The 22696-nt window shown below is 68.1% G+C and carries 21 protein-coding genes; 10 read left to right on the top strand and 11 right to left on the bottom strand.

All coding sequences use genetic code 11. The annotated features are described in order from the left end of the window. Window positions 1-12: 12 nt before the first annotated feature. The gene (locus tag EDF74_RS09180) at window positions 13-762 is read right to left on the bottom strand and encodes a ferredoxin--NADP reductase (RefSeq protein ID WP_123729865.1); all 750 of its coding nucleotides are present in this window, start codon (window positions 760-762) and stop codon (window positions 13-15) included. Between the two features lie 104 nt (window positions 763-866). Between EDF74_RS09180 and EDF74_RS09175 the strand changes: the two genes are divergently transcribed. Genes EDF74_RS09175 through EDF74_RS09160 form a run of 4 tightly spaced genes read left to right on the top strand, consistent with a single transcriptional unit; the run spans window position 867 to window position 4463 of the window. Beyond that, the gene (locus EDF74_RS09175; protein ID WP_123729864.1) at window positions 867-1826 is read left to right on the top strand and encodes an ABC transporter ATP-binding protein; all 960 of its coding nucleotides are present in this window, start codon (window positions 867-869) and stop codon (window positions 1824-1826) included. Beyond that, window positions 1823-2623 carry an ABC transporter permease gene (locus EDF74_RS09170; RefSeq protein ID WP_123729863.1) on the top strand — a complete coding sequence of 267 codons (801 nt, stop codon included), beginning with the start codon at window positions 1823-1825 and terminating at the stop codon, window positions 2621-2623. Before EDF74_RS09175 ends, EDF74_RS09170 begins: the two co-directional genes overlap by 4 nt. Beyond that, a complete protein-coding gene (gene panE / locus EDF74_RS09165; protein WP_123729862.1) occupies window positions 2623-3561 on the top strand; it encodes a 2-dehydropantoate 2-reductase in 939 nt (312 codons plus the stop codon). The genes EDF74_RS09170 and panE overlap by 1 nt, the downstream gene beginning before the upstream one ends. A gap of 5 nt (window positions 3562-3566) precedes the next feature. Continuing rightward, window positions 3567-4463, top strand: a complete 897-nt coding sequence (locus tag EDF74_RS09160) for an NAD-dependent epimerase/dehydratase family protein (RefSeq protein ID WP_123729861.1) — start codon at window positions 3567-3569, stop codon at window positions 4461-4463. A gap of 80 nt (window positions 4464-4543) precedes the next feature. Here EDF74_RS09160 and EDF74_RS09155 read toward each other — a convergent pair whose 3' ends face one another. Both EDF74_RS09155 and EDF74_RS09150 read right to left on the bottom strand, forming a co-directional pair. Next, window positions 4544-5341: a TatD family hydrolase gene (locus EDF74_RS09155; protein WP_123729860.1), complete on the bottom strand. Its 798-nt coding sequence runs from the start codon at window positions 5339-5341 to the stop codon at window positions 4544-4546. A gap of 52 nt (window positions 5342-5393) precedes the next feature. Beyond that, the gene (locus EDF74_RS09150; protein ID WP_148045934.1) at window positions 5394-5915 is read right to left on the bottom strand and encodes a hypothetical protein; all 522 of its coding nucleotides are present in this window, start codon (window positions 5913-5915) and stop codon (window positions 5394-5396) included. Between the two features lie 90 nt (window positions 5916-6005). On the opposite strand from EDF74_RS09150, the gene hrpB reads away from it, so the two are divergent. Both hrpB and EDF74_RS09140 read left to right on the top strand, forming a co-directional pair. Continuing rightward, the gene (gene hrpB, locus EDF74_RS09145) at window positions 6006-8510 is read left to right on the top strand and encodes an ATP-dependent helicase HrpB (protein ID WP_123729858.1); all 2505 of its coding nucleotides are present in this window, start codon (window positions 6006-6008) and stop codon (window positions 8508-8510) included. Between the two features lie 183 nt (window positions 8511-8693). Continuing rightward, window positions 8694-9083, top strand: a complete 390-nt coding sequence (locus EDF74_RS09140) for a hypothetical protein (protein ID WP_123729857.1) — start codon at window positions 8694-8696, stop codon at window positions 9081-9083. Window positions 9084-9142: 59 nt separating this feature from the next. Here EDF74_RS09140 and EDF74_RS09135 read toward each other — a convergent pair whose 3' ends face one another. The 3 genes from EDF74_RS09135 to EDF74_RS09125 form a co-directional block, all read right to left on the bottom strand. Further along, window positions 9143-9682, bottom strand: coding sequence for a pseudouridine synthase (locus EDF74_RS09135; protein WP_123730829.1), 540 nt, complete (start codon window positions 9680-9682; stop codon window positions 9143-9145). 68 nt (window positions 9683-9750) lie between these two features. After that, on the bottom strand, window positions 9751-10011 hold the full coding sequence (locus tag EDF74_RS09130) for a hypothetical protein (RefSeq protein ID WP_123729856.1): 261 nt from the start codon (window positions 10009-10011) through the stop codon (window positions 9751-9753). 71 nt (window positions 10012-10082) lie between these two features. After that, on the bottom strand, window positions 10083-10943 hold the full coding sequence (locus EDF74_RS09125; RefSeq protein ID WP_123729855.1) for a class I SAM-dependent methyltransferase: 861 nt from the start codon (window positions 10941-10943) through the stop codon (window positions 10083-10085). Window positions 10944-11116: 173 nt separating this feature from the next. Between EDF74_RS09125 and EDF74_RS09120 the strand changes: the two genes are divergently transcribed. After that, a complete protein-coding gene (locus EDF74_RS09120; RefSeq protein ID WP_123729854.1) occupies window positions 11117-12076 on the top strand; it encodes an aldo/keto reductase in 960 nt (319 codons plus the stop codon). Between the two features lie 92 nt (window positions 12077-12168). On the opposite strand, the gene EDF74_RS09115 is transcribed toward EDF74_RS09120, so the two are convergent. Continuing rightward, window positions 12169-13077 carry an NAD(P)/FAD-dependent oxidoreductase gene (locus EDF74_RS09115; RefSeq protein WP_123729853.1) on the bottom strand — a complete coding sequence of 303 codons (909 nt, stop codon included), beginning with the start codon at window positions 13075-13077 and terminating at the stop codon, window positions 12169-12171. Further along, window positions 13067-13519 (bottom strand): Rrf2 family transcriptional regulator, encoded by a 453-nt coding sequence (locus EDF74_RS09110; RefSeq protein WP_123729852.1) that lies wholly within the window; start codon window positions 13517-13519, stop codon window positions 13067-13069. The genes EDF74_RS09115 and EDF74_RS09110 overlap by 11 nt, the downstream gene beginning before the upstream one ends. A gap of 181 nt (window positions 13520-13700) precedes the next feature. On the opposite strand from EDF74_RS09110, the gene EDF74_RS09105 reads away from it, so the two are divergent. After that, window positions 13701-15833 carry a methyl-accepting chemotaxis protein gene (locus tag EDF74_RS09105; RefSeq protein ID WP_123729851.1) on the top strand — a complete coding sequence of 711 codons (2133 nt, stop codon included), beginning with the start codon at window positions 13701-13703 and terminating at the stop codon, window positions 15831-15833. A 75-nt stretch (window positions 15834-15908) separates the two neighbouring features. On the opposite strand, the gene EDF74_RS09100 is transcribed toward EDF74_RS09105, so the two are convergent. Further along, window positions 15909-16811: a LysR substrate-binding domain-containing protein gene (locus EDF74_RS09100; protein WP_123729850.1), complete on the bottom strand. Its 903-nt coding sequence runs from the start codon at window positions 16809-16811 to the stop codon at window positions 15909-15911. Between the two features lie 125 nt (window positions 16812-16936). Here EDF74_RS09100 and EDF74_RS09095 point away from each other — a divergent pair, with 125 nt between their 5' ends. Then, complete coding sequence (locus EDF74_RS09095) at window positions 16937-18151, top strand: MFS transporter (RefSeq protein ID WP_123729849.1); 1215 nt, start codon at window positions 16937-16939, stop codon at window positions 18149-18151. A 149-nt stretch (window positions 18152-18300) separates the two neighbouring features. Beyond that, window positions 18301-19104 carry a 2,5-didehydrogluconate reductase DkgB gene (gene dkgB / locus EDF74_RS09090; RefSeq protein ID WP_123729848.1) on the top strand — a complete coding sequence of 268 codons (804 nt, stop codon included), beginning with the start codon at window positions 18301-18303 and terminating at the stop codon, window positions 19102-19104. Window positions 19105-19202: 98 nt separating this feature from the next. On the opposite strand, the gene EDF74_RS09085 is transcribed toward dkgB, so the two are convergent. Next, entirely contained in the window at window positions 19203-19901 is a 699-nt protein-coding gene (locus EDF74_RS09085; protein ID WP_123729847.1) for an alpha/beta fold hydrolase, read from the bottom strand. 47 nt (window positions 19902-19948) lie between these two features. After that, a complete protein-coding gene (locus EDF74_RS09080; protein ID WP_070469985.1) occupies window positions 19949-22678 on the bottom strand; it encodes a bifunctional acetate--CoA ligase family protein/GNAT family N-acetyltransferase in 2730 nt (909 codons plus the stop codon). Window positions 22679-22696: the final 18 nt, after the last annotated feature.

Raw genomic sequence — 22696 nt, 5'->3', positions numbered from 1 at the left:
CGCCGGACACGGTCACTTGCTGCTGACGTACTTCTCGCGCCGCACCTGCGGAGTCGGCAACCCGGCCGTCTTCAGCGCCTCGAACGTCGCATCGACCATGTCCGGGTTGCCGCACAGGTAGGCAATGTCGGTGCCCGCGCTCGGAGCGAATTCGGCCAAGTGCTGTTGCACGTAGCCGTGGCGTACGTCCGGATGCGGGTCCTCCGGCAGCTCGCGGGACAGGCACGGCACGTAGCGGAAGCCCGGATGGGCGGCCGCGAAGGCATAGAAGTCCTCGCTGTAGAGCAGTTCGGCCGGCGTGCGGGCACCCTGCAGCAGGACCACCTCCACGCCACGCTCGGCCATGGCGGTCGCCAGCAGCGGCAGCATCGACCGGTACGGGGTGACCCCGGTTCCGGTGGCGATCAGCAGATAACGGGCGTTATGGTCGCCCGGCTGCAGGCAGAACCGGCCGAACGGGCCGCTGGCGCTGACGTGGCCGCCGATGTCCAGGCCCTCGAACAGGGCCGTGGCGGCACCGCCGGGGACGAAACTGACCGCGATATCGACCGCGTCACCGGCGCCGAGGGCATGATCATGAATGGTCGCCAGCGAATAACTGCGCTTGGTAGCGGTGCCATCGGCGTACTCGAAATGGACCTGGATGAACTGGCCGGGCTGGAAATCCAGCGGCTGGCCGTCATCACGCAGGAACTGGTAATGGCCGATGGTGGGCGCCAGCATGCGCCGGTCGACCAGTTTTAGGGGGAATTGGGCAGGCACGACGTTTCGGGACAGTGTGTAGCCGGGGCGAGCCCTCGGGGTCTTCTATAATAGCCGCTCCCCGCCCCTATCCAGCGCCAGCCCATGGGCGCGAAGGCAAGAGCTTGGCTTCCCAGAACACCCCCGCGCCCACCGCCGCGCCCGCCCTGCGGGTGCGTGACCTCCGCAAAACCTATGACAACGGCACCCAGGCGCTGAAGGGCGTCTCCCTGGACGTGGCCCCGGGCGACTTCTTCGCCCTGCTGGGCCCCAACGGCGCCGGCAAGTCGACCCTGATCGGCATCATCAGCTCGCTGGTGAACCTGAGCGAAGGCCAGGTGGAGGTATTCGGCAGCGACCTGGTGCGCAACCGCAGCGCCACCATGCGCCTGATCGGCCTGGTCCCCCAGGAGATCAACTTCAACCTGTTTGAAAAGCCCTTCGACATCCTGGTCAACTACGCCGGCTTCTATGGCGTGGCGCGTGCCGAGGCGGAGAAGATGGCCGAAGAAGAGCTCAAACGCGCCCACCTGTGGGAGAAGGCCCAGGTGATGAGCCGCACCCTGTCCGGCGGCATGAAGCGCCGGCTGATGATCGCCCGCGCGATGATGACCCGCCCGCGCCTGCTGATCCTGGATGAGCCGACCGCTGGCGTGGACATCGAGATCCGCCGCGACATGTGGCGCGTGCTCAAGGAGATCAACGCCGCCGGCACCACGATCATCCTGACCACGCACTACCTGGAAGAGGCCGAGCACCTGTGCCGGAACCTGGCCATCATCAACCACGGCCAGATCGTCACCCAGGGCCCGATGCGCGAACTGCTGGCCAAGCTGGACGTGGAAGGCTTCCTGTTCGACATCGACGGCAGCCTGCCAGCCCAGCTGCCGGAGATCGAAGGCGCCATCCTGATCGCCACCGACAGCCACACGCTGGATGTGGACATGCCGCGCGCGATGGACCTCAACCGGGTGTTTGACGCCTTGAACGCCGCCGGCATCCGGGTGCGTTCGATGCGGACCAAGAGCAACCGCCTGGAGGAGCTGTTCGTGCGCCTCACCGGCAACCAGGAGAACGTGGCATGAGCAGCACCCCGACCCCGGTCCTGACCGACGGCCAGCGCAACCGCATCGCCCTGATGACCATCGTGCGCCGTGAAGTGGCGCGCATCCTGCGCATCTGGGGCCAGACCCTGGTGCCGCCGGCGATCACCATGACCCTGTACTTCCTGATCTTCGGCGGGCTGATCGGCTCGCGCGTGGGCGAGATGGGCGGCTACAGCTACATGCAGTTCATCGTGCCCGGCCTGGTCATGATGAGCGTGATCCAGAACAGCTACGGCAACATCAGCTCGTCCTTCTTCGGCGCCAAGTTCGGCCGCCACGTGGAAGAGCTGCTGGTCAGCCCGATGCCGAACTGGGTGATCCTGTGGGGTTATGTGTCCGGTGCTGTGCTGCGCGGCATGATGGTCGGCGTGATCGTGCTGATCATCGCCATGTTCTTCACCCCGGTGCGCATCCCGCACCCGCTGGTGACGCTGACCACGGTGCTGCTGGGCGCGACGATCTTCTCGCTGGCCGGCTTCATCAACGCGGTGTACGCCAAGAAGTTCGATGACGTGGCGATCGTGCCGACCTTCATCCTGACCCCGCTGACCTACCTGGGCGGCGTGTTCTATTCGGTCAAGCTGCTGCCGACCTGGGCAGAAGCGGCCACGCACGCCAATCCGATCTTCTACATGGTCAACGCATTCCGCTACGGCCTGCTGGGCACCAGCGACGTGCCGCTGTGGGTGGCCTACGCGCTGATGATCGGCTTCGTGGTCGCCCTGACCGCGCTGGCGCTGTGGCTGCTGAAGCGTGGGGTGGGGATGCGGAGCTGATGCGCATCCTGATCCTCGGCGCCGGCGGGACCGGCGGTTACTTCGGTGGTCGCCTGGCCCAGGCCGGCGTGGACGTGACCTTCCTGGTGCGCCCGGCCCGGGCGGCGCAGCTGGATGCGGCAGGGCTGGTGCTTCGCAGCCCGCTGGGGGATGCGGCGTTCCCGGTCCAGCACGTCACCGCCGAGGCGCTGCCCGCGTTGGCGGGCGCTGAACCGTTCGACCTGGTGATCCTGAGCTGCAAGGCCTACGACCTGGCCAGTTCGATCGATGCGATCGCCCCGGCGGTCGGGCCGCGCACCACGGTGCTGCCGATCCTCAACGGGCTGCGCCATTACGCCGATCTGGATGCCCGCTTCGGCCGCGATGCGGTGCTCGGTGGGCTGTGCTTCATCAGCGCGACCAAGGCCGCCGATGGCGCGGTGGTGCATCTGGCGCCCGCGGCCAAGCTGACCTTCGGCGAGCGTGACGGCACCGGCAGCAGCGCGCGGGTACTGGCCCTGGCGGCGGCCTGCGTGCAGGCCGGCGTGGACCACGTCGCCAGCGATGCCATCGGGCAGGAGCAGTGGATCAAGTACACCTTCCTGACCACGCTGGCGGCGGCGACCTGCCTGATGCGCGCCGATGTCGGCACGATCGTGGCCACCGATGACGGTGCGGCGATCGTGCGCGGCCTTTACGACGAATGCGTGGCCGTTGCCGAGGCGGCTGGCGAGCCGATCCCGGCCAAGGCACGCGAGATCGCGCTGACCGCGACCACCCAGGCCGGCTCGGCCTTGAAGGCCTCGATGCTGCGCGATCTGGAGGCCGGCCAGCAGGTGGAGGCCGGGCATATCGTCGGCGACATGCTGGTGCGTGCACGCGCAGCCGGACAGGCGGCGCCGCTGCTGGCGGTGGCCTATGCGCACCTGCAGGCCTACCAGCAGCTGCGCAGCGCCTGAGCACGATGCCTACCGCGCTGCCCGCCCGCGTACTGGTGCTGGGCCTGGGCTACAGCGGCCGGCATCTGGCCGCGCTGCTGCACGCGCACGGCGTGGCCTGCAGCGGCACCGTGCGTGATCCGGCGAGTGCGCCGGAGGATGGGCTGCTCCGCCACCGTCTGGTTGCAGGCGAACCGATCAGCGCGGACCTGTGTGAGGCGATCCGCACGGCCGAGGCCATCGTCTGCGCCGTGCCACCCGATGCGGAGGGCGACCCGGCCTTGCGCCTGCTCACTGATGCGCTGAGTGACAGCCCTGCCCTGCGCTGGGTCGGCTATCTCTCCTCGACTGCGGTGTATGCCGACCGCGCTGGCGGCTGGGTCAACGAGACATCCACCGCCGATGCGACCGATGAGACCGCCTTGAAACGCCTGCACGCGGAACAGCAGTGGCAGGCCGCCGCGCAGGCCCGCGGCATCGCCTCGGCGGTGTTCCGGCTGCCTGGCCTGTACGGGCTCGGGCGCAATGCACTGGTCCAGCTGGCGCAGGGCAAGGCGAGGCATGTCGTGCGGCCGGGGCTGGTATTCAACCGGCTGCATGTGGAGGATCTGGCCAGCGCGGTGCTGGCGGCAATGCAGCAGGCCGAAGGCCATGCGCTCCATCTGCTCAGCGATGACGAACCGGCGCCGCCGCAGGACGTGGTGGCCTACGCGGCGGCGCTGAGTGGGCTGCCGCTGCCCGTCGTGCAGGCGTGGGACGCACCCGAGGTGGCCGCCTCACTGCGCCGCTTCTACACCAGCAACAAGCGCATCGATGGCCGCGTCACGCGCGCCGCATTGCAGTGGCAGCCACGCTTCACGACCTACCGCGAAGGGCTGGACGACGCGTGGGCCCACGGCGACGGACGCCCCGCGCTACGGTAGCCCACGACCGTTGGTCGTGGGTGCGGTGCACCAATGCGCGGCCCGACACGCATACCGACCCACGGTCGGTACCTACCCTCTCAGGCCGCGTCAGGCAACCGGAAGAACGCGCGCGTAGCCGCCGTCGCGTTGGCGGCCGTGGTCGCCACGTCTGCCCCACGATCGCGGGCCAGCTCTTCAACAATGTGCGACAGGAACATCGGCTCGTTGCGACGGTCCTTCGGCAGTGGCTTGAGCGTGCGCGGCAGCAGGTACGGTGCGTCGGTCTCGATCATCAGCCGGTTGGCCGGGATGTGCTTGACCAGCTCGCGCAGGTGCGCGCCGCGGCGTTCATCGCACAACCAGCCGGTGATGCCGATGTACCAGTCCTGGTCCAGATAATCGAACAGTTCCTGGCGCTCGCCGGTGAAGCAATGCACCACCGCCGGGCCGAGCTTGCCGTCGAAATTCTTCATCTGCGCCATGAAATCGGCATGGGCGTCGCGCTGGTGCAGGAACAGCGGCTTGCCGTTCTCGGCGGCGAGCTGCAGTTGGCGCTCGAAGGCACGGTGCTGCGCCGGGCGCGGCGAGAAATCTCGGAAGTAATCCAGCCCGCACTCACCTACCGCCACCACCTCGGCATGGGCGTGCAGCGCGCGCATTTCCGCGTCGCATTCGTCGGTGTATTCCACCGCATGGTGCGGGTGCACGCCAGCGGTCGCGTACAGGAACCCCGGATGCTGGCGGGCCAGATCCAGCGCCATCGGCGAATGCTCGCGGCTGGCGCCGGTGATCACCATCTGCACCACCCCCGCCTCGCGCGCACGCGCCAGCACGGCGTCGCGGTCGCGATCAAAGGAATCGTGGGTGAGGTTGGCGCCGATATCGATCAGTTGCATGGGGCTGCTGCAGGACGGGAAACCCGGCCATTGTACCTGCGCCCCGGCAGGCTCAATCGGACGCCCCGCGCGTGGGGCGATCATGGCGCTCCCACCGCGTGGGCAGGCCGAACGCTGCGCAGTCGCGGCACGTCAGCGCACCGCCGGCGGTAGCGTCGAAACGCAGGCGGCGCGCGGCATCGTCAGCACACTCAGCGGTATCGTCGAGCAGAAGCTCGAAGCCATCCGTCCGCCGGCACAGGTAGAGAATGTCCTTGCGGCGGTCCAGCGTGCTGCGCGCCAGCGCCCTCAGCGTGATGTAAGCCACATCGTCGGCCAGCTGCAGGCTCGGATACACCGCTTCGCGCAGCGTGCCATCGGCCAGTGCGCGCTGGATCGCAGCATCATCGCTCAACCCCGCCGGCAGGTAGCGCGCCTGGATCTGCGCCCGCGCGAGCACGGCCCAGTGGTTGCCATCGTAGGGTGCCTGCAGCGACGTGTCCGCCTCGGCCGTGGCGGGCTCGGCAGCGATGGCAGCGAACGGCGCCATGGCGCCTGCGATCAACAACGACAGCACGCGTAGAGCGCAGCGCATCGGGGTATCCATGGGGTCAGGGCGGCACAGGGAAACACGCCCGCCGCGCGCTGGCAATGCGCTGCGCAGCGGACGCCGTATCCTTGTGCAATGAGCCCCCCGATTTTCCCCATCTCCACGCTGCTGCCGCAGATCCTGACCACGCTGGAGCGCGGCACCCGACTGGTGCTGGAAGCGCCACCCGGCGCCGGCAAGACCACCCAGGTGCCGCTGGCCCTGCTGGATGCGCCATGGCTGGAAGGCCGGAAGATCATCATGCTGGAACCGCGCCGCGTGGCCGCCCGCAGCGCCGCGCAGTTCATGGCGCGTCAGCTGGGCGAGAACGTCGGTGAGACCGTCGGTTACCGCATCCGCTTCGAGAACAAGATCTCCGCTCGTACCCGTGTCGAGGTGGTGACTGAAGGCATCCTCACCCGGATGCTGCAGGACGACCCGCTGCTGGAGGGCGTGGGCGCGCTGCTGTTCGACGAATTCCACGAACGGCATCTGGCCGCTGACCTGGGCCTGGCCCTGGCGCTGGACGTGCAGTCCCAGCTGCGCGAGGACCTGCGCATCGTGGTGATGTCGGCCACGCTGGACGGCGAGCGACTGGCGCAGTTTCTCGATGCGCCGCGCCTGAGCAGTGAGGGCCGTAGCTTCCCGGTCACGATCGCGCACTTCCCCGCCCGCCGCGACGAGTCACTGGAACCGCAGGCGCGGCGTGCGGTGGAGCAGGCGCTGGCCGAGCATCCCGGCGACGTGCTGGTGTTCCTGCCCGGCCAGCGCGAGATCGCGCGCGTGCAGACCGCGCTGCAGTCCGTGCTGGATCCGGCCGTGCAGGTACTGCCGCTGCATGGCGAGCTTCCAGTGGACCAGCAATCGCAGGTGCTGCAGCCCGATCCCGGCGGTCGGCGCCGCGTGGTACTGGCCACCAACGTGGCCGAGTCATCGGTGACCCTGCCCGGCGTGCGGGTGGTGATCGACGCGGGTCTGGCACGCGAGCCGCGTTACGACCCCAACAGCGGTTTCGCGCGCCTGGACGTGGTGAACATCGCGCAGGCCTCGGCCGATCAGCGTGCCGGCCGTGCCGGCCGTGTCGCCGAGGGCTGGGCGTGGCGCTTGTGGCCGCAGTCGCAGCGGTTGGAGGCACAGCGTCGGCCCGAGATCGCGCAGGTGGAACTGGCCTCGCTGGCACTGGAGCTGGCCGCCTGGGGCAGTGACGACCTGCGCTTCGTCGATACACCGCCGGCCGGTGCGCTGGCCGCCGCGCGTGAACTGCTGCAGCGCCTGGGCGCGCTCAGCGACAGCGGCACACTGACCCCGCTGGGCCGGCGCATGCTGACCCTCGGCACGCATCCGCGCCTGGCGGCGATGCTGATGGCGGCAGGCAGTGGTGTCGAGCAGGCCCTGGCCTGCGATCTGGCCGCGCTGGTGGAAGCGCGCGATCCGCTGCGCCAGGGCGGTGATGCGCTCGCCGCGCGGTGGCGGGCGCTGGCGGCGTTCCGCCAAGGGCGGGCACCCCACGACGCCAACCGCGGCGGCCTGGCCATGATCGATGCCGCCAGCAAACAGTGGCGGCGACGCCTGCGCTGTGATGCCGCGCCCCCTTCCTCAGTCGAAGCGCATCAGCTCGGCGACCTGCTCGCACATGCGTTCCCGGACCGGATCGCCGCCCGCCACCCCACCGATCCGCTGCGCTACCTGCTGGCCAACGGCCGCAGCGCGCGCTTGTTTGATCCCAGTGACCTGCGCGGTGAGCCGTGGCTGGTTGCCGTTGAACTGCGCTATGAGGCGCGCGACGCATTGCTGCTGCGCGCCGCGCCGGTGGACGAGAACCGCCTGCGGCGTGACTTCGCGGCGCGCTTCACGCAGGAGGACGTGGTGCGCTGGGACGGTGAGAAACGTGCGCTGGTCGCGCGGCGCGAAACCCGTTTCGATCGCATCGTGCTGGACAGCCGCTCGGCCGGCCGCGTGGATCCCGCGCATGCCGCGAAGGCCCTGACCGAGGCCGTGGCCGAACTCGGGCTGGAGGCACTACCGTGGACGGACGGCCTGCGCCAGTGGCAGGCACGGGCGCTGGCCGTGCGTGCGTGGATGCCGGAGCTGGAGGTGCCGGACGTCTCCGATGCAGCGTTGATGGCGACGCTGCCGACCTGGCTGACGCCCGCGTTCAATGGCAAGACACGCCTGGATGCCCTCGATGAATCCAGCCTCGGCGAAGCGCTGAAGTCACCGCTGCCGTGGGCGCAACGCCAGCTGATCGATCGTCATGCCCCGGTCCGCATCACCGTGCCCTCCGGCATGGAGCGCCCGATCCATTACGCAGTGGATGCCGACGGCATCAGCCCGCAGGCGCCAGTGCTGGCGGTCAAGCTGCAGGAGCTGTTCGGCCTGAGCGATACCCCACGCATCGCCGACGGCCGCATTCCGTTGACGCTGCACCTGCTGTCCCCCGGCGGCCGCCCGCTGCAGGTCACCCAGGATCTGCGCAACTTCTGGGCGAACACCTACGCCGAGGTGAAGAAGGAAATGAAGGGGCGGTATCCCCGGCATCCGTGGCCGGACGATCCGTGGACGGCGAACGCGACACACCGCGCCAAGCCGCGCGGCACGTGAACACGCCGCCCTCTTCCTCACCCGACGCGCGCATTCATGGCTGTCACCTGACCATCGCCGGGCACGTGGCTCGCGCAGCGCGGGGAACCGGCTACAGTCGTGATCCGGCCGTAGCAAATGGATAACACGCCCTACACGGCCACCGCGCGACACTGGATCAGAACCTTTAGGCAAGGACCCCCCATGAGCAGATTGACTGTGATTACCGACCGCGCCCTCGAGCGTGCCCTGGACCTCGCCAGCACCGCTGGTGATGGCCTCAAGCATGCCGGCAGCAACCTGCGCCATTTCGGGCCGCAGGCCACCGACTGGATCAAGACCGGTGCCGCACTCGGCGCGGTCAAGACCGGCAGCAAGGTCGCCGCCAAGGTGGTGCGCCGCAATCCGGCCGTGACCATCGCCGCCGCCGCTGTCGGCGTGGGGCTGCTGGGCTACGCGCTGTACCGCAAGCAGCAGAAGAAGAAGCTTGCCAACGGCGGCGTGGTGAACGGCCAGGCGCAGCGCATCAGCGCACGCAACCGCCGCAACGAGACCGTGGTGGACGAAACCAGCGATATCGGCAGCGACGCCTGATCCGCTGACGCGTTACCGCACGTGCATCGAAACCGCCGGTCGCTACCGGCGGTTTTTTATTATCCGATCTCGCGCCATTGGCCGGGTTGAAGATCGCCGATCGCATGGGCGCCCATCGAGACACGCACCAGGCGCAACGTGGGCAGTCCGACCGCCGCAGTCATGCGGCGTACCTGGCGGTTGCGGCCTTCGCGCAGCGTGATCGCCAGCCACGCATCGGGCACCGTCTTGCGGAAACGCACCGGCGGCGTGCGCGGCCACAGCTCAGGCGACGGTTCCAGCCGTTCGACACCGGCCGGCAGCGTTGGCCCATCGTTGAGCAGCACGCCACGGCGCAGCGCCTGGACCTGCTCATCGGTCACCGTGCCTTCCACCTGCACCCAATAGGTTTTGTCGGCCTTGTGCCGCGGATCGGTCAACTGGTGTGCGAGGCCGCCATCATCAGTGAGCAACAGCAGGCCTTCGCTGTCGTAATCCAGCCGGCCAGCCGCGTACACCGCCGGTGGCAGCCCGAAACCAGCCAGGGTCGCGCGCGGCGGCTGGCTGCGGTCGGTGAACTGGCACAGCACGTTGAACGGTTTGTTGAAGGCGATCAGCATCGGGGCAACAGCGGCACGGGGATGGCCCATTGTCCCATCCCCGTGCCGCCGCCGCGATCCGGACGGCGTCAGCCGATGACGTTCATCTTGAGGAGAAAGTAGACGAGCACCAGCACCACGCCGCAGACATTGGCGATGCGGGCTTCCCGTGCCCAGCGCCCCGTGGCGGGCGCGTTGAACGCGCTGCGTCCATCCAGCGCAGCGCCAGTGAGCAGCAGCCCAAAGCCCGCCGCCCCCATCAGGTCGTAGCCGTGCTGACCGTAAAACACGAAATCAACGATCTTGATCAGCGTCATCGCCGCAAGACCGATCAACAGCAGCTTCTTCAAGGGTGCATTCCTTTACCGTCCCTGGAACGCGCGGGCCGCAGCCCGCGCGCCGTGTCTTATGCGCGGGTCGCTTACTTACCTGGCTTCACGAAGCGCAGGGTCATGCGGTCGCTTTCGCCGATCGCCTGGTACTTGGCCTCATCGGCCGCGTCATGCTGGTTGGTCGGCGGCAGCGTCCACACACCGTTCGGGTAATCCTTGGTGTCGCGCGGATTGGTGTTGATCTCGCTGCTGCCGGCCAGTTCGAAACCGGCGGCCTTGGCCATCGCGATCACCTGCTGCTGGCCCACGTAACCGGTCTTGTCGTCTGCCGGCACATCGGCCTTGGCCCGGTGTTCCACCACGCCGAGCACGCCACCCGGCTTGAGCACCGAGAAGAAGCCCTTGAACATGCCTTCGGCCTGGCCGCTGCTGCGCCAGTTGTGCACGTTGCGGAAGGTCAGCACCACGTCCGCCGAGTTGGCCGGGCCAAAGACCGGGGCCTTCGGGTCATAGGCGACCACGCGGCTCTTGCCGAATACAGCAGCGTTGCCGGCGAACTTCTTGTCCAGCCCATCTCGGCTGCGCTGCTGGTAGTCGCGGCCACGTCCCTCCGCCACGGCCATCGGGTCGACCACGGCGGCGACGTACTGGCCCTTGTCGTGCAGCAGCGGCGCGAGGATTTCCGAATACCAGCCGCTGCCCGGGGTGACTTCGATGACGGTCTGCCCCGGTGCGACGCCGAAGAACGACAGTGTCTGCGCGGGATGGCGGTACGCGTCGCGCTTGACGTTGGCCGGATCGCGGCGGCTGTCCTGCACGGCCTTCTGCACGGCCGGGGTGATCGCGACCTGCGCGTTCGGGCCGGCGGGCTTGATCGCCATCGCGGGCGTGGCAAGCATCAGGGTAGAAACAGTGAACAGGCAGGCACAGGTCAACGAACGGGCTTTCATCGGCGAGCTTCCGGTAGCGGGATGCCGCGAGACTAGCAGCGAAGCGTGTACAGGTGTTCACAAAACGTTAGTGCGACGCAGCAATCCGGAACACTGTTTTGTGCCTGCTGCCCCAACGCTGTCACCACGCCGGCCGTATCCTGTGGAAACGATTCCCAGGGAGAACATCACCCATGACTGCCACGCGTGAACTCGGTCGTTCCGGCCTCCATGTCGCCCCCATCGCCTTCGGCGGCAATGTCTTCGGCTGGAGTGCGGACGAGAAGACGTCCTTCGCCCTGCTCGATGCCTTCGTCGATGCTGGCTTCAACCTGGTCGACACCGCCGATGCATATTCGGCATGGGTGCCCGGCAACCAGGGCGGCGAATCGGAAACCATTCTGGGCCGCTGGTTCAAGCACAGCGGCAAGCGCGACAAGGTCGTGCTGGCGACCAAGGTCGCCAAGTGGGCCGAGCGCCCGGGACTGTCCGCCGACAACATCACCGCCGCGGTGGAGGATTCACTGCGCCGCCTGCAGACCGATGTGATCGATCTGTACCAGGCGCACGAAGATGATGAAGCCACTCCGCTGGAGACCACGCTGGCCGCGTTCGGCCGCCTGATCGAACAGGGCAAGGTGCGCGCGATCGGTGCTTCCAATTACAGCGCCGAGCGTCTGCGCGATGCCTTGAGGGTATCGGCCGACTACAAACTGCCGCGCTATGAAACGCTGCAGCCGGAGTACAACCTGTACGACCGCGCCGGTTATGAGGCCGGGTTGGAAGCGGTGGTGCGCGAGGCGCAGCTGGGGGTGATCAGCTACTACTCGCTGGCAAGCGGCTTCCTCAGCGGCAAGTACCGCAGCACTGCCGACGCCGGCAAGAGCAGCGCGCGCGGCCAGAGCGTGGTCGACAAGTACGTCAATCCGCGCGGGCTGCGCATCCTGGGCGCGCTGGACGATGTGGCCAGCACGCATGGCGTGAGCCCATCGCAGGTGGCGATCGCATGGTTGATCGCGCGCCCCGGCATCACTGCACCGATCGTCAGCGCCACCAGCGTGGAGCAATTGAAGGAGGTACTGGCGGCGGCGAACGTCGCGTTGTCGGCGCAGGATGTGCAGCAACTGGATGACGCCAGCGCAGAACAGGCCTGAGCCCATAGGTCTTTGCCACGGACGGCCGCCGCAGGGCGGCTGTTTCCGTTTGGGGCGGGCGTTCCGCTCCCGGACCGGCCGAGCCCCTGATGTTATCGGCTGGCCCGGCTGTCCTCGGCGACCAGCGCATGGTGCAGGCTTACCCCGGCGCGCACGCCTTCGGCGCTGGCCAGGCTGATATTGCCCACCAGCGTTGCATCGCCCGCCGCGTAGATGCCGGGCACGCTGGTCTGCTTGCCCGCGTCGACCTGGATGAGCACGCCGATCGGGCTGTCCTCCAGCGCGCAGCCGAGCTGCTCGACCAGCGGTGCCGCCATGTGCTGCCGCGCGGTGACGAACAACGCGCGCAGTTCAACCCGGCGACCATCGGCGAGCACGGCGGCACTCAGGGCCGGCGCCTCACCTTCCAGGCCAACCACCGCCGCATGCTCGATGCTGACCCCGCGGCGCTGCAGCGCGGCCAGGTCGTCGGCCTCCAGCGTCATGCCGTGCGCGAACAGGGTGACGTCGCCCCAGTCGGCGAGCAACGCGGCCATGGTGGCGGACTTCTCATGCCCGCCCAGCAGCCCGATTGCGCCGCCCCCGATCTCATAACCGTGGCAGTAAGGGCAGTGCACGACGCTGTGGCCCCAGCGCTCGGCCAGGCCGGGCAATTCGGGCAGTTCGTCGCGGATGCCAGTCGCCAGCAGCAGCTTGCGCGTGGCCCAGCTGTCACCGTTCTCGGTGCCGACCACAAAGCCATCCACGGTTGGTTGGGCGGTGGTGACCGTGTCACTGATCCAGCGCACCGTGGGGTAGTCCAGCAGCTGGGTCTTGGCGTTGCGCAGCAGCTCGGCGCCGGCGATGCCGTCCTGACCGAGCACGCCGTGCGAATGCGCGGCGAAGCGGTTGCGCGGCAGGCCGCTGTCGATCACCAGCACCTCGCGGCGGGCGCGCGCCAGGATCAGGCCGGCGGACAGGCCGGCGAAACTGCCGCCGACGACAATCGCATCAAACGTCATGGGGAACTCCTGCAGCGTGGTGGGCCAGGTGGCGGGCGAAGGCCTCGCCCAGGGTGGCCAGGGTGGTGTCATGCAGGCGGGCCTCGAGCAGGGCCTGGGCCTGGCGGTAACTGTCGTCGAGCGCGTCGTTGACCACGCGCTGTACCGGGCAGCCGCGGCCGGTCTCGCGGGCGCCGGTGTGCAGCAGCGCAGGCGCACCGATGGCCACGTACACGTCATACAGCGTGATCTGCGCCGGTTCCCGCGCCAGCTGGCTGCCGCCGCCATGGCCACGCACGCTGGTGACCAGCCCGCCCTTGTGCAGGGCGGACAGCAGGCGCCGGATCACCACCGGATGGGTTGGCAGGCAGGTGGCGAGCTGCTCGGAGGTGCGCGGGCCGTCTTGGCCGACCAGATGGGCCATCACGTGCAGCGCGTCGGAGAACTGGTTGCTGGATTTCATGTAACTACGATAGTTACAAACTAATTGCCTGTCCAGTCCTGTTTCGTTCCATGTGTGACCAATTTTCATCTACACGCCGTCGTCACAACGTTTAATGGAACGGTAACCGTGATTGGCGTCGCACTTCAGCCTGCTTTAGGCAGACCGATACCGCATTGCCCTTCCCCACTTTTCATTTCCCATGACGTCCTCCGCACCGGCGCGTCCACGCGCCCTGAGTCTTCAGTTCAAACTGCTGGGCGCGCTGTCGCTTGGCCTGATCATCATTGTCCTCGCCGCCCTGGCCGGGCTCGGTTCGGCGTGGCGCAACCTCTCGACCGAGGTCCCTCCCGAGCTCGCCCGCAAGGCACAGGCCGAGCTGCTCCAGCGCGAGTTCCGCCTGCAGGTGCAGGAATGGAAGAACGTATTGATCCGCGGGGCGGACGACGCACAGCGCGAACGCCACCTGGCGGCATTCGATGCGGAGGGACGCCGCATCGCCGAATTGGCGGGCACGCTCGCCACCAGCCGCGACGAGCAGACGCGCACGCTGGCCAACCAGTTCCTGACCGAACATCGTGCCCTGGAGGCCCGCTACCGCGGGGCGCTGGAGGCGTTTGCCGCCAGTGGCTATGACACCCAGGCGGCCGATGCGCTGGTGCGCGGCGCTGATCGCAGCGTTGGGACGACACTGGACGCGCTGGCGACACGCGCCAACGAACGTGCCGAGTTCGAAACCAATGCCACCTCCGAGCGCGCACGTGCCGCGCTGGTGGCATCGGCGATCACGACGGCGCTGGCAGCCGCGGTGCTGCTGGTGGTGCTGGCGCTGTGGCTGCGTCGCGCGGTGATCGCACCCGTGATCGCGGTGGAAGCGGCCGCCCGCGCCGTCGCACGCGGCGATCTGGAGCACACGATGGTGGTGCGCAGCCGCGACGAAATCGGCCGTCTCGGCACGGCGATGAGCGAGGTGACCCAGACGCTCAAGGCCGTACTGGATGCGCAGGCAACCATGGCTCAGCGCCACGACGCCGGCCAGATCAGCTACCGCATGGATGCCGACGCCCTGCCCGGCGCTTACGGTCAGATGGTGCGCGAGAACAACACCTTGGTCGCCAACCACATCCAGGTGAAGCTGCGCGCGATCGAGATCATGGGCCGCTATGCGGTCGGTGATCTGTCGGTGGACATGGAGCGCCTGCCCGGCGAGAAGGCGGTGATCACCCAGGCGCTGGACACGGCCAAGGTCAACCTCGGCGCGATCAATGCCGAGATCAAGCGACTGGCCGAGGCGGCGGCGTTGGGTGATTTCAGCCTGCGTGGTGATCAAGCGCGCTACCAGCACGACTTCGGCGAGATGGTCGGCGGCCTCAATCGCCTGATGCAGACCACCGAGCAGGATCTGGGCGAGGTCTCACGCGTGCTGCAGGCGATTGCCGGCGGGGATCTCAGCGCGCGCATGCACGGCGATTTCCACGGTGTGTTCGCGCGCATGCGCGATGACATGGCGCGCACCACCGGCCAGCTGACCACCATCGTTGGCGACATCAAGCACGCGGCCCAGTCCATCCAGACGGCCGCGGGCGAGATCGCCGCGGGCAACAGCGATCTGTCGCGCCGCACCGAGCAGCAGGCAGCGAATCTGGAAGAGACCGCCGCCTCGATGGAAGAGCTGACCTCCACGGTGCGCCAGAACGCCGAACACGCACGCCAGGCCAACCAGCTCTCTATCAGTGCAGCCTCGGTCGCCTCGCAGGGCGGTGAGGTGGTCGGCCAGGTGGTCACCACGATGGGCGCGATCCAAGGCTCGTCGCGGCAGATCGCCGAGATCATCAGCGTCATCGACGGCATCGCCTTCCAGACCAACATCCTGGCGCTCAACGCCGCCGTGGAAGCGGCACGCGCCGGCGAGCAGGGCCGCGGCTTTGCGGTGGTCGCCAGCGAAGTACGGACGCTGGCGCAGCGTTCGGCCGGTGCGGCCAAGGAGATCAAGGCGTTGATCGATCAGTCCGTGGCCGATGTCGACAGCGGCGCAGCACTGGTGCGGCAGGCCGGGCAGACCATGGGCGAGATCGTCGGCAGCGTGCAGCGCGTCACCGACATCATGGCCGACATTGCCGCCGCGTCGCAGGAGCAGTCGGCCGGCATCGAGCAGGTCAACCAGACGGTGGTGCAGATGGACGAGACCACGCAGCAGAACGCGGCCTTGGTGGAGGAAGCCTCGGCGGCGGCGCGCAGCATGGAAGAGCAGGCCGTCGCCTTGAATGCGGCGGTGGATGTGTTCGTGCTGGATGCCGGGCGCGGTGTGGTGAGCGGATTGGCCCGCGCGGCGTGATGCAGCGGTAGTGCCGGCCGCTGGCCGACAACCGCACGCAGCACGCATCGGAATGGCGCCGGCCAGCGGCCGGCACTACCGGACGTAGGGGGTCCCCACCATGGCCTCGGCCAGGTGATCCAGGAACGAGCTGATCCGCGCCGAGACCGCCGTGTTGCGGTAGTACACGGCGTGGATCGGCTGGCGGACCTCCACGGTGAGGTCCGGCAACAGCTGGACCAGGGTGCCCGCCTCGCGGTCGCGGTGAGTCATGAAGTCGGACAGGCAGACGATGCCCACCCCTTCCAGCGCGAGCCGGCGCAGCGTTTCACCGCTGGAGACTGCCATCGCCGGGCGGACGTGCAGCAGCGCGTCCGTCGCGCCGGGCAGCGGCCAGTGATTGAGTGAGTCGGGCTCGTTGAAGCCCAGCAGGGTGTGCACGCCAAGTGCCGCCACATCACGCGGGGTGCCGTGCTGCTGCAGGTAGGCGGGGCTGGCCATCACGCGCAGGCGGCTGTGCGCCAGCGGCCGCGCATGCAGGGTGGAATCGGCCAATGGCCCGATCCGGATGGCCACATCGGTGCGCCGCTCCAGCAGATCGATGTAGCGCTCGCTGCTGTTGAGCTCCAGCGTCACCTCGGGATAGCGCGCGCGGTAGCTCGCCACCAGCGGGGCGATCACGTGCAGCACGAACGGCATCGCCGCATCCACCCGCAGGCGCCCGGCCGGGCGTTGGCGCCGGGCGGCGATCTGTTCCTCGGCCGCTTCCACCGAGGCCACGATCGCGCGGGCCTGTGCCAGGAAGCCGTCGCCTTCCTCGGTCAGCTGCAGGCGACGGGTGGTGCGGGTCAGCAGCGTGGTGCCGAGTTTCTCCTCCAGCCGGCCCAGCGCCCGGCTGACACCGGACGTGGTCTGGCCCAGCTGCGCGGCAGCGGCGGTGATCGATCCGCTGTCGATCACGGCGATGAAGGCCTGCATCTCATCCAGAGTGGTTTTCATGTCAGCGGCATCGGGGGCTTGCCCTATTATTGACCATGGGGCAACAGTGATTGGCGTGAAGACCGCTTTTTCCGCAAGAGTGCCGCGCGCAGACTGCGCAGCCTTACTCCCACCGGTATCCGTCCATGTCCCGTGGTATTCCCTTGGCCTTGTTGGCGTTGACGCTGGGTGCGTACGCCATCGGCACGACTGAATTCGTCATCGTCGGCCTGATCCCGACCATCGCCGCCGACCTCGGCGTCACCCTGCCCTCGGCCGGCCTGCTGGTGTCGCTGTATGCGCTTGGCGTGGCGGTCGGTGCGCCGGTGCTTACCGCGCTGACCGGCCGCGTGCCGCGCAAGACCCTGCTGGTCGCGCTGATGGCGTTGTTCACCCTTGGCAACGTGATCGCCTGGATGGCCCCGGGCTATGGCGCGCTGATCGTGGCGCGCGTCCTGACCGGCCTGGCGCACGGCGTGTTCTTCTCGATCGGCTCGATCATCGCCACCTCGGTGGTGCCCAGGGAAAAGGCCGCCAGCGCGATTGCGATCATGTTCACCGGCCTCACCGTGGCGCTGGTGACCGGCGTGCCACTGGGTACCTTCATCGGCCAGCACCTGGGGTGGCGCGCCACCTTCCTGGCCGTGGCCGCGCTGGGTGTGATCGCGTTGATCGGCAGCCTGCTGTTCGTGCCGCGCCATCTGCAGCGCAGCGCACCGGCCACCTTTGGCCAGCAACTCGCCGTGCTGGCCCAGCCGCGGCTGCTGCTGGTGTATGCGATCACCGCACTCGGCTACGGCGGCACCTTCCTGTCCTTCACCTACCTGGCCTCGATCCTTCAGGACGTCACCGGTTTCTCGGCCAATGCGGTCAGTGGCGTGCTGCTGGTGTATGGCGTGTCGGTGGCAATCGGCAACCTGTGGGGCGGCCGCCTGGCCGACCGTCGGGGCCCGATCCCCGCACTGAAGCTGATCTTCGCGTTGCTCGCCGCGGTGTTGTTCGTGCTCACCTTCACCGCCTACAACACCTGGCTGGTGCTGCTGACCGTGCTGGCGCTGGGTGCGGTGGCGTTCGGCAACGTGCCCGGCCTGCAGGTGTATGTGGTCAAGCAGGCACAGCGTTTTGCCCCGCAGGCCGCCGATGTGGCCTCGGGCCTGAACATCGCCGCGTTCAACGTCGGCATCGCGCTCGGTGCTTCGCTGGGTGGCCTGGTGGTCGATCACTTCGGCCTGATGCACACCCCGTGGCTGGGTGCGCTGGTGGTGATGGGTGCGTTTGGACTGACCGTGCTGAGTGGCCGCCTGGACCGCCGCGATGGGGTTGCCGACCGCGCCGAAGGCATCGCCGTGAGTGCGCATTGATCGATCCCGACGTCGGACCGACGGTCGGCATCACGCGACAACAGCCGACCCACGATTCGTTTCACGCAACCGCAGCCGACCCACGGTCGGCTCTACGTCGCTTTACGGTGCACGGCGTAGCCTGCACCTCACCCCATGAAGGAGTTTCCATGAGCATTCCCGCATTCGGCCTCGGCACCTTCCGCTTGAAGGGCCAGACCGTGATCGACTCGGTGCGCAACGCACTGGATGTCGGCTACCGCGCCATCGATACCGCGCAGATCTACGAGAACGAAGGCGAGGTCGGCCAAGCCATCGCCGAGTCCGGCGTGGCCCGCGACGATCTGTTCCTGACCACCAAGATCTGGATCGCCAACTTCCACCACGACGCGCTGCTGGAGAGCCTGCGCGAGAGCCTGCGCAAGCTGCGCACCGACCACGTCGAGCTGACCTTGATCCACTGGCCGTCGCCGAAGGATGCGGTGCCGATGGCCGAGTATCTTGGTGCACTGGCCAAGGCCAAGTCGCAGGGCCTGACCCGACAGATCGGCATCTCCAACTTCACCATCGCCCAGACCCGCCAGGCCATCGAGATCCTCGGGGCCGATGCGATCGCCACCAACCAGATCGAAGTCCACCCCTACCTGCAGAACCGCGCGCTGATCGCGTTCCTGAAGGACCAGGGCATCCAGGTCACCGCCTACATGAGCCTGGCGTACGGCGAAGTGCTCAAGGACCCGGTGATCCAGGCCATCGCCGCGCGTCATCAGGCCACCCCGGCCCAGGTCGCGCTGGCGTGGGCGTTGCAGCAGGGCTTTGCGGTGATTCCGTCCTCGACCAAGCGCGACAACCTCGCCGGCAATCTGCTGGCTGCGGAACTGCGCTTGAGCGATGAGGACATGGCGCAGATCGCCACGCTGGACCGCGGGCATCGCCTGGCGAATCCGGAGGGGATCGCGCCGGCCTGGGATTGATCGGGTGCGTGCCGACCAACGGCCGGCACCTACCGGAAGAGGCCAGCGCCTGATCACGGCATGGACATCATCGGGTAGTGCCGGCCGCCGGCCGGCACCTACCGGAGCAACCAGTCCCGCATCGCCGCGCTGACCTCGTCGGGCTTCTCCATCGGGGCCAGATGGCCACAATAGGGCAGCACCACCAGGGTTGAATCCGGCACCAGCGCATGCATCGCCTCGCTGATCGCCAGCGGGGTGATGCGGTCATTGGCACCGCACACGATCAACAGCGGATCGTCGTACCCCGCCAGCACGTCATGGCCATCCTCCCGGTCCAGTGCGCTCTGGCGCAGGAACACCTCCGCGCCCAGCCGCGCGGTCATGTCGCGTACGCGCTGGACCAGCACGTCATCATCCAGCCGCGAGGCATCGATGTAGCTGCGCATCAACGTGTCACCGAAGCCGTGGAATTTTCCGGGCAGACGCACGCTTGCCTGCTGCATCCTCCGTTGCGCGGCGCGCTCGGGCGAGTCGGCATGGATCGAGGTATCGATCAGGGCCAGCCGCAGCACCCGCTCTGGCGCGGTGCGCAGGATCGCCTGCGCCACGAAGCCGCCCAACGAGAATCCCGCCAACGCAAAGCGCGCCGGCGCCTGCGCCAGCACGTCGTCGACCACGGCCTGCATGGTCTCGCCGCGGGTCTGGTCGCCGACGATGCAGTCGGCGATATCGGAGAGGTCCGCGATCTGCGCACGCCAGAGTTCAGCGTCGTTGAGCAGGCCGGGGAGCAGCAGCAGGGGGAGGCGGTCGGTCATTCCGTATTGTCGCCCCGCCCACGTGCACGCGCCGTACCGCGATCGGCTCAGTGCGTTGCAGGATCGGGCGCCTGCGGCACCTGCACGTCCTGCACCGGCAGGGTCACCACCATCACCGTCGAATCGTCCGGGTCGAGCCGGGTCTTGAAGCCCAGGCTCTGGCACATCGCCAGCATGGTGCTGTTCTCGCGCAGCACCTGGCCTTCGATGATGTTCAGGCCGAGCCACTGGGCGTACTCGATCATGATCGCCATCAGCCGCCAGCCGATGCCATGGCCCTTGAGGTCGGAGCGGATCAGGATGCCGTACTCGCCACGGTCGTAGTCCGCATCAGCGTGCAGGCGCACGGCACCGAGCATGTCGCCACTGCGCGGATCGATCGCCACCAGTGCGATGGAGCGGGCGTAGTCGAGCTGGGTCAGGCGCGCGATGAACTCGTGGCTGAAATGCTTCACCGACTGGAAGAAGCGCAGGCGCAGGTCGTCATCGGTGACGCGCGCGAAGAAGGCGCGGAACAGCGCGTCGTCCTCGGGGCGGACCGGGCGTACAAAGGCGGGGGCGCCGTCGGACAGGGTGATGGTGCGCTCCCACTCCTTCGGGTACGGAAATACCGCGAAGCGTGGGTGGCCGCGGCCCTTGTGCAGTTTGCGGGACGGTTCGATCGCCACGCGCGCATCGAGTGCGATCACGCCGTCGCGGTCAGCCAGCAGCGGATTGATGTCGAGCGTGCGGATCTCGGGAATGTCGGCGGCAAGCTGGGCGAGCTTGACCAGGATCAGCGCGACTGCACGTTCGTCGGCGGCCGGGACATCGCGGTACGCCTTGAGGATGCGTGAGACCCGCGTGCGGCCGATCAGTTCATGCGACAGGCGCAGGTCCAGCGGCGGCAGGGCGATCGCTTTGTCATCGATCACTTCCACCGCGGTGCCGCCGCGACCGAACACGATCACCGGGCCGAAGGTCGGGTCGTCGGCGATCCCGGCAATCAACTCGCGCGCCTTGGGCCGCACGATGGTCGGCTGCACCAGCACGCCATCAATGCGCGCATCGGGCCGCTTTTCGTGCGCGCGCGCGATGATAGAGGTGGCTGCCGCATGCACGGATTGCAGGGTACTGAGGTTCAAGCGCACGCCATCCACATCGGACTTGTGCGGGATATCGGCCGAGAACACCTTGATCGCCACCGTGGCGCCCTGCTCCAGCAATGGCTGGGCCAGGTCCATCGCCTCGTGGGCATCACGGGCCTGCATCACCGGCGCCGACGGAATGCCGTAGGCGCTGAGCAGCTGGTGGGTGGCGATCGGGTCCAGCCATTGCTGGCCGGCCGCGAGCGCAGCCTCCACCAGCGCGCGGGCGCCGGCGGTATCGACCACGAAATCCTCGGGCAGACTGGGTGGGGTTTCCATCAAGGCGGCCTGCGCGTCGCGGTAGCGCACCAGATGCTGGAAGCCGCGGACCGCCTCGGCTTCGGTCGGATAGGTAGGCACGCGCGCGGCATTGAGCGTGGCCGTGGCACGATCGTCGTTGCCCAGCCACACCGCGAACACCGGCTTGTCGCGGTGGTGTCGCGGTCGCAGGCCGAGCGTGCGGGTCAGCGCCTGCGCGGCATCGGCCGAGGAGGTGAACGCGGTCGGCACGTTGACCACCAGCACGGCGTCGTTCTCGGTATCGGACATGAGCGCTTCGATCGCCGCGGCGTAGCGGTCGCCGTCGGCATCGACCACGATGTCGACCGGATTGCTGCGCGACCAGCCTTGCGGCAGCACCGCATCGAGTTGTGCGACGGTGGCCGGCGACAGCTCGGCCAGGCTGCCGCGCAGGGCCAGCAGCTGATCCACCGCCAGCCGCCCCACCCCACCGCCGTTGCTCAGGATCGCCAGCCGGCGACCCGGGAAGGTGCCGAGCCGGCCGAGTGTTTCGGCCGCGGTGAACAACTCATCCAGCGCGCTCACGCGCAGCAGGCCCGCACGGTTGAATGCCGCGCCGTACACCGCATCGGCACTGGCCAGTGCCTGCACGTGGGTATCGGCATCGGGATTGATGCGGATGTGGCGGCCGGATTTGACCACCACCACCGGCTTGGCGCGCGCCGCGGCACGCGCGGCCGACATGAACTTGCGCGCATCGCGGATGTGCTCGACGTAGAGCAGGATCGCGCGGGTGCGGTAATCGGTGGCGAAGTAATCGAGCAGATCGCCGAAGTCGACATCCAGGGTGTCGCCAAGCGAGACCACGGCGGAGAACCCGACCGAGCGTGCCACGCCCCACTCCACCAGGGCCGCGGCAATCGCGCTGGATTCGGAGATCAGGGCCAGATCGCCGGCCTGCGGGAAGTGCGCGGCGATGCTGGCGTTCAAGCGCGCATGCGGGGCGATCACGCCCAGGCAGTGCGGGCCGAGAATGCGCAGGCCCTTCGGCCGGGCGGCCGCCTCCACCTGCGCGGCCAGCGAGCCCGGGCCTTCGCCCAGGTTGGCAGTGAGAATGATCGCCGCGCTGACCCCGCGCTCGGCGGCGGTGGCCACCACCTGCGGCACGATGCTGGCCGGGGCGGTGATCACCACCAGTTCGGGCACCCAGTCCAGGTCCTTGAGCCGCTTCACGGTGCGGATGCCGTCGATCTCGCTGTAACGCGGATTGATCCAGGCCACCTTGCCGGGGAAGCCGGTTCCGCGCAGATTGCGCATCACCGCGCGGCCGGCGGAGCGTTCACGCGGGCTGCCGCCGATCACGGCGACCGACTGCGGGCGGAAGACAGCTTGCAGGTGGTAGGTGCTCATGCGATCAGACAGTAACAG

Source organism: Stenotrophomonas rhizophila, assembly GCF_003751305.1.
In the GTDB taxonomy this organism is placed as follows: domain Bacteria; phylum Pseudomonadota; class Gammaproteobacteria; order Xanthomonadales; family Xanthomonadaceae; genus Stenotrophomonas; species Stenotrophomonas rhizophila_B.
The sequence above is the reverse complement of the archived record's forward strand: the minus strand, read 5'-3'. Positions and strand labels throughout refer to the sequence as shown.

Bases quoted from the DNA above. Each gene is read 5' to 3' on its own strand.
- EDF74_RS09170 (WP_123729863.1), top strand. From the start codon at position 1,823: ATGAGCAGCACCCCGACCCCGGTCCTGACCGACGGCCAGCGCAACCGC.
- panE (WP_123729862.1), top strand. From the start codon at position 2,623: ATGCGCATCCTGATCCTCGGCGCCGGCGGGACCGGCGGTTACTTCGGT.
- EDF74_RS09160 (WP_123729861.1), top strand. From the start codon at position 3,567: ATGCCTACCGCGCTGCCCGCCCGCGTACTGGTGCTGGGCCTGGGCTAC.
- EDF74_RS09155 (WP_123729860.1), bottom strand. From the start codon at position 5,341: ATGCAACTGATCGATATCGGCGCCAACCTCACCCACGATTCCTTTGAT.
- EDF74_RS09150 (WP_148045934.1), bottom strand. From the start codon at position 5,915: ATGCGCTGCGCTCTACGCGTGCTGTCGTTGTTGATCGCAGGCGCCATG.
- hrpB (WP_123729858.1), top strand. From the start codon at position 6,006: ATGAGCCCCCCGATTTTCCCCATCTCCACGCTGCTGCCGCAGATCCTG.
- EDF74_RS09140 (WP_123729857.1), top strand. From the start codon at position 8,694: ATGAGCAGATTGACTGTGATTACCGACCGCGCCCTCGAGCGTGCCCTG.
- EDF74_RS09135 (WP_123730829.1), bottom strand. From the start codon at position 9,682: ATGCTGATCGCCTTCAACAAACCGTTCAACGTGCTGTGCCAGTTCACC.
- EDF74_RS09125 (WP_123729855.1), bottom strand. From the start codon at position 10,943: ATGAAAGCCCGTTCGTTGACCTGTGCCTGCCTGTTCACTGTTTCTACC.
- EDF74_RS09120 (WP_123729854.1), top strand. From the start codon at position 11,117: ATGACTGCCACGCGTGAACTCGGTCGTTCCGGCCTCCATGTCGCCCCC.
- EDF74_RS09115 (WP_123729853.1), bottom strand. From the start codon at position 13,077: ATGACGTTTGATGCGATTGTCGTCGGCGGCAGTTTCGCCGGCCTGTCC.
- EDF74_RS09110 (WP_123729852.1), bottom strand. From the start codon at position 13,519: ATGAAATCCAGCAACCAGTTCTCCGACGCGCTGCACGTGATGGCCCAT.
- EDF74_RS09105 (WP_123729851.1), top strand. From the start codon at position 13,701: ATGACGTCCTCCGCACCGGCGCGTCCACGCGCCCTGAGTCTTCAGTTC.
- EDF74_RS09100 (WP_123729850.1), bottom strand. From the start codon at position 16,811: ATGAAAACCACTCTGGATGAGATGCAGGCCTTCATCGCCGTGATCGAC.
- EDF74_RS09095 (WP_123729849.1), top strand. From the start codon at position 16,937: ATGTCCCGTGGTATTCCCTTGGCCTTGTTGGCGTTGACGCTGGGTGCG.
- dkgB (WP_123729848.1), top strand. From the start codon at position 18,301: ATGAGCATTCCCGCATTCGGCCTCGGCACCTTCCGCTTGAAGGGCCAG.
- EDF74_RS09085 (WP_123729847.1), bottom strand. From the start codon at position 19,901: ATGACCGACCGCCTCCCCCTGCTGCTGCTCCCCGGCCTGCTCAACGAC.
- EDF74_RS09080 (WP_070469985.1), bottom strand. From the start codon at position 22,678: ATGAGCACCTACCACCTGCAAGCTGTCTTCCGCCCGCAGTCGGTCGCC.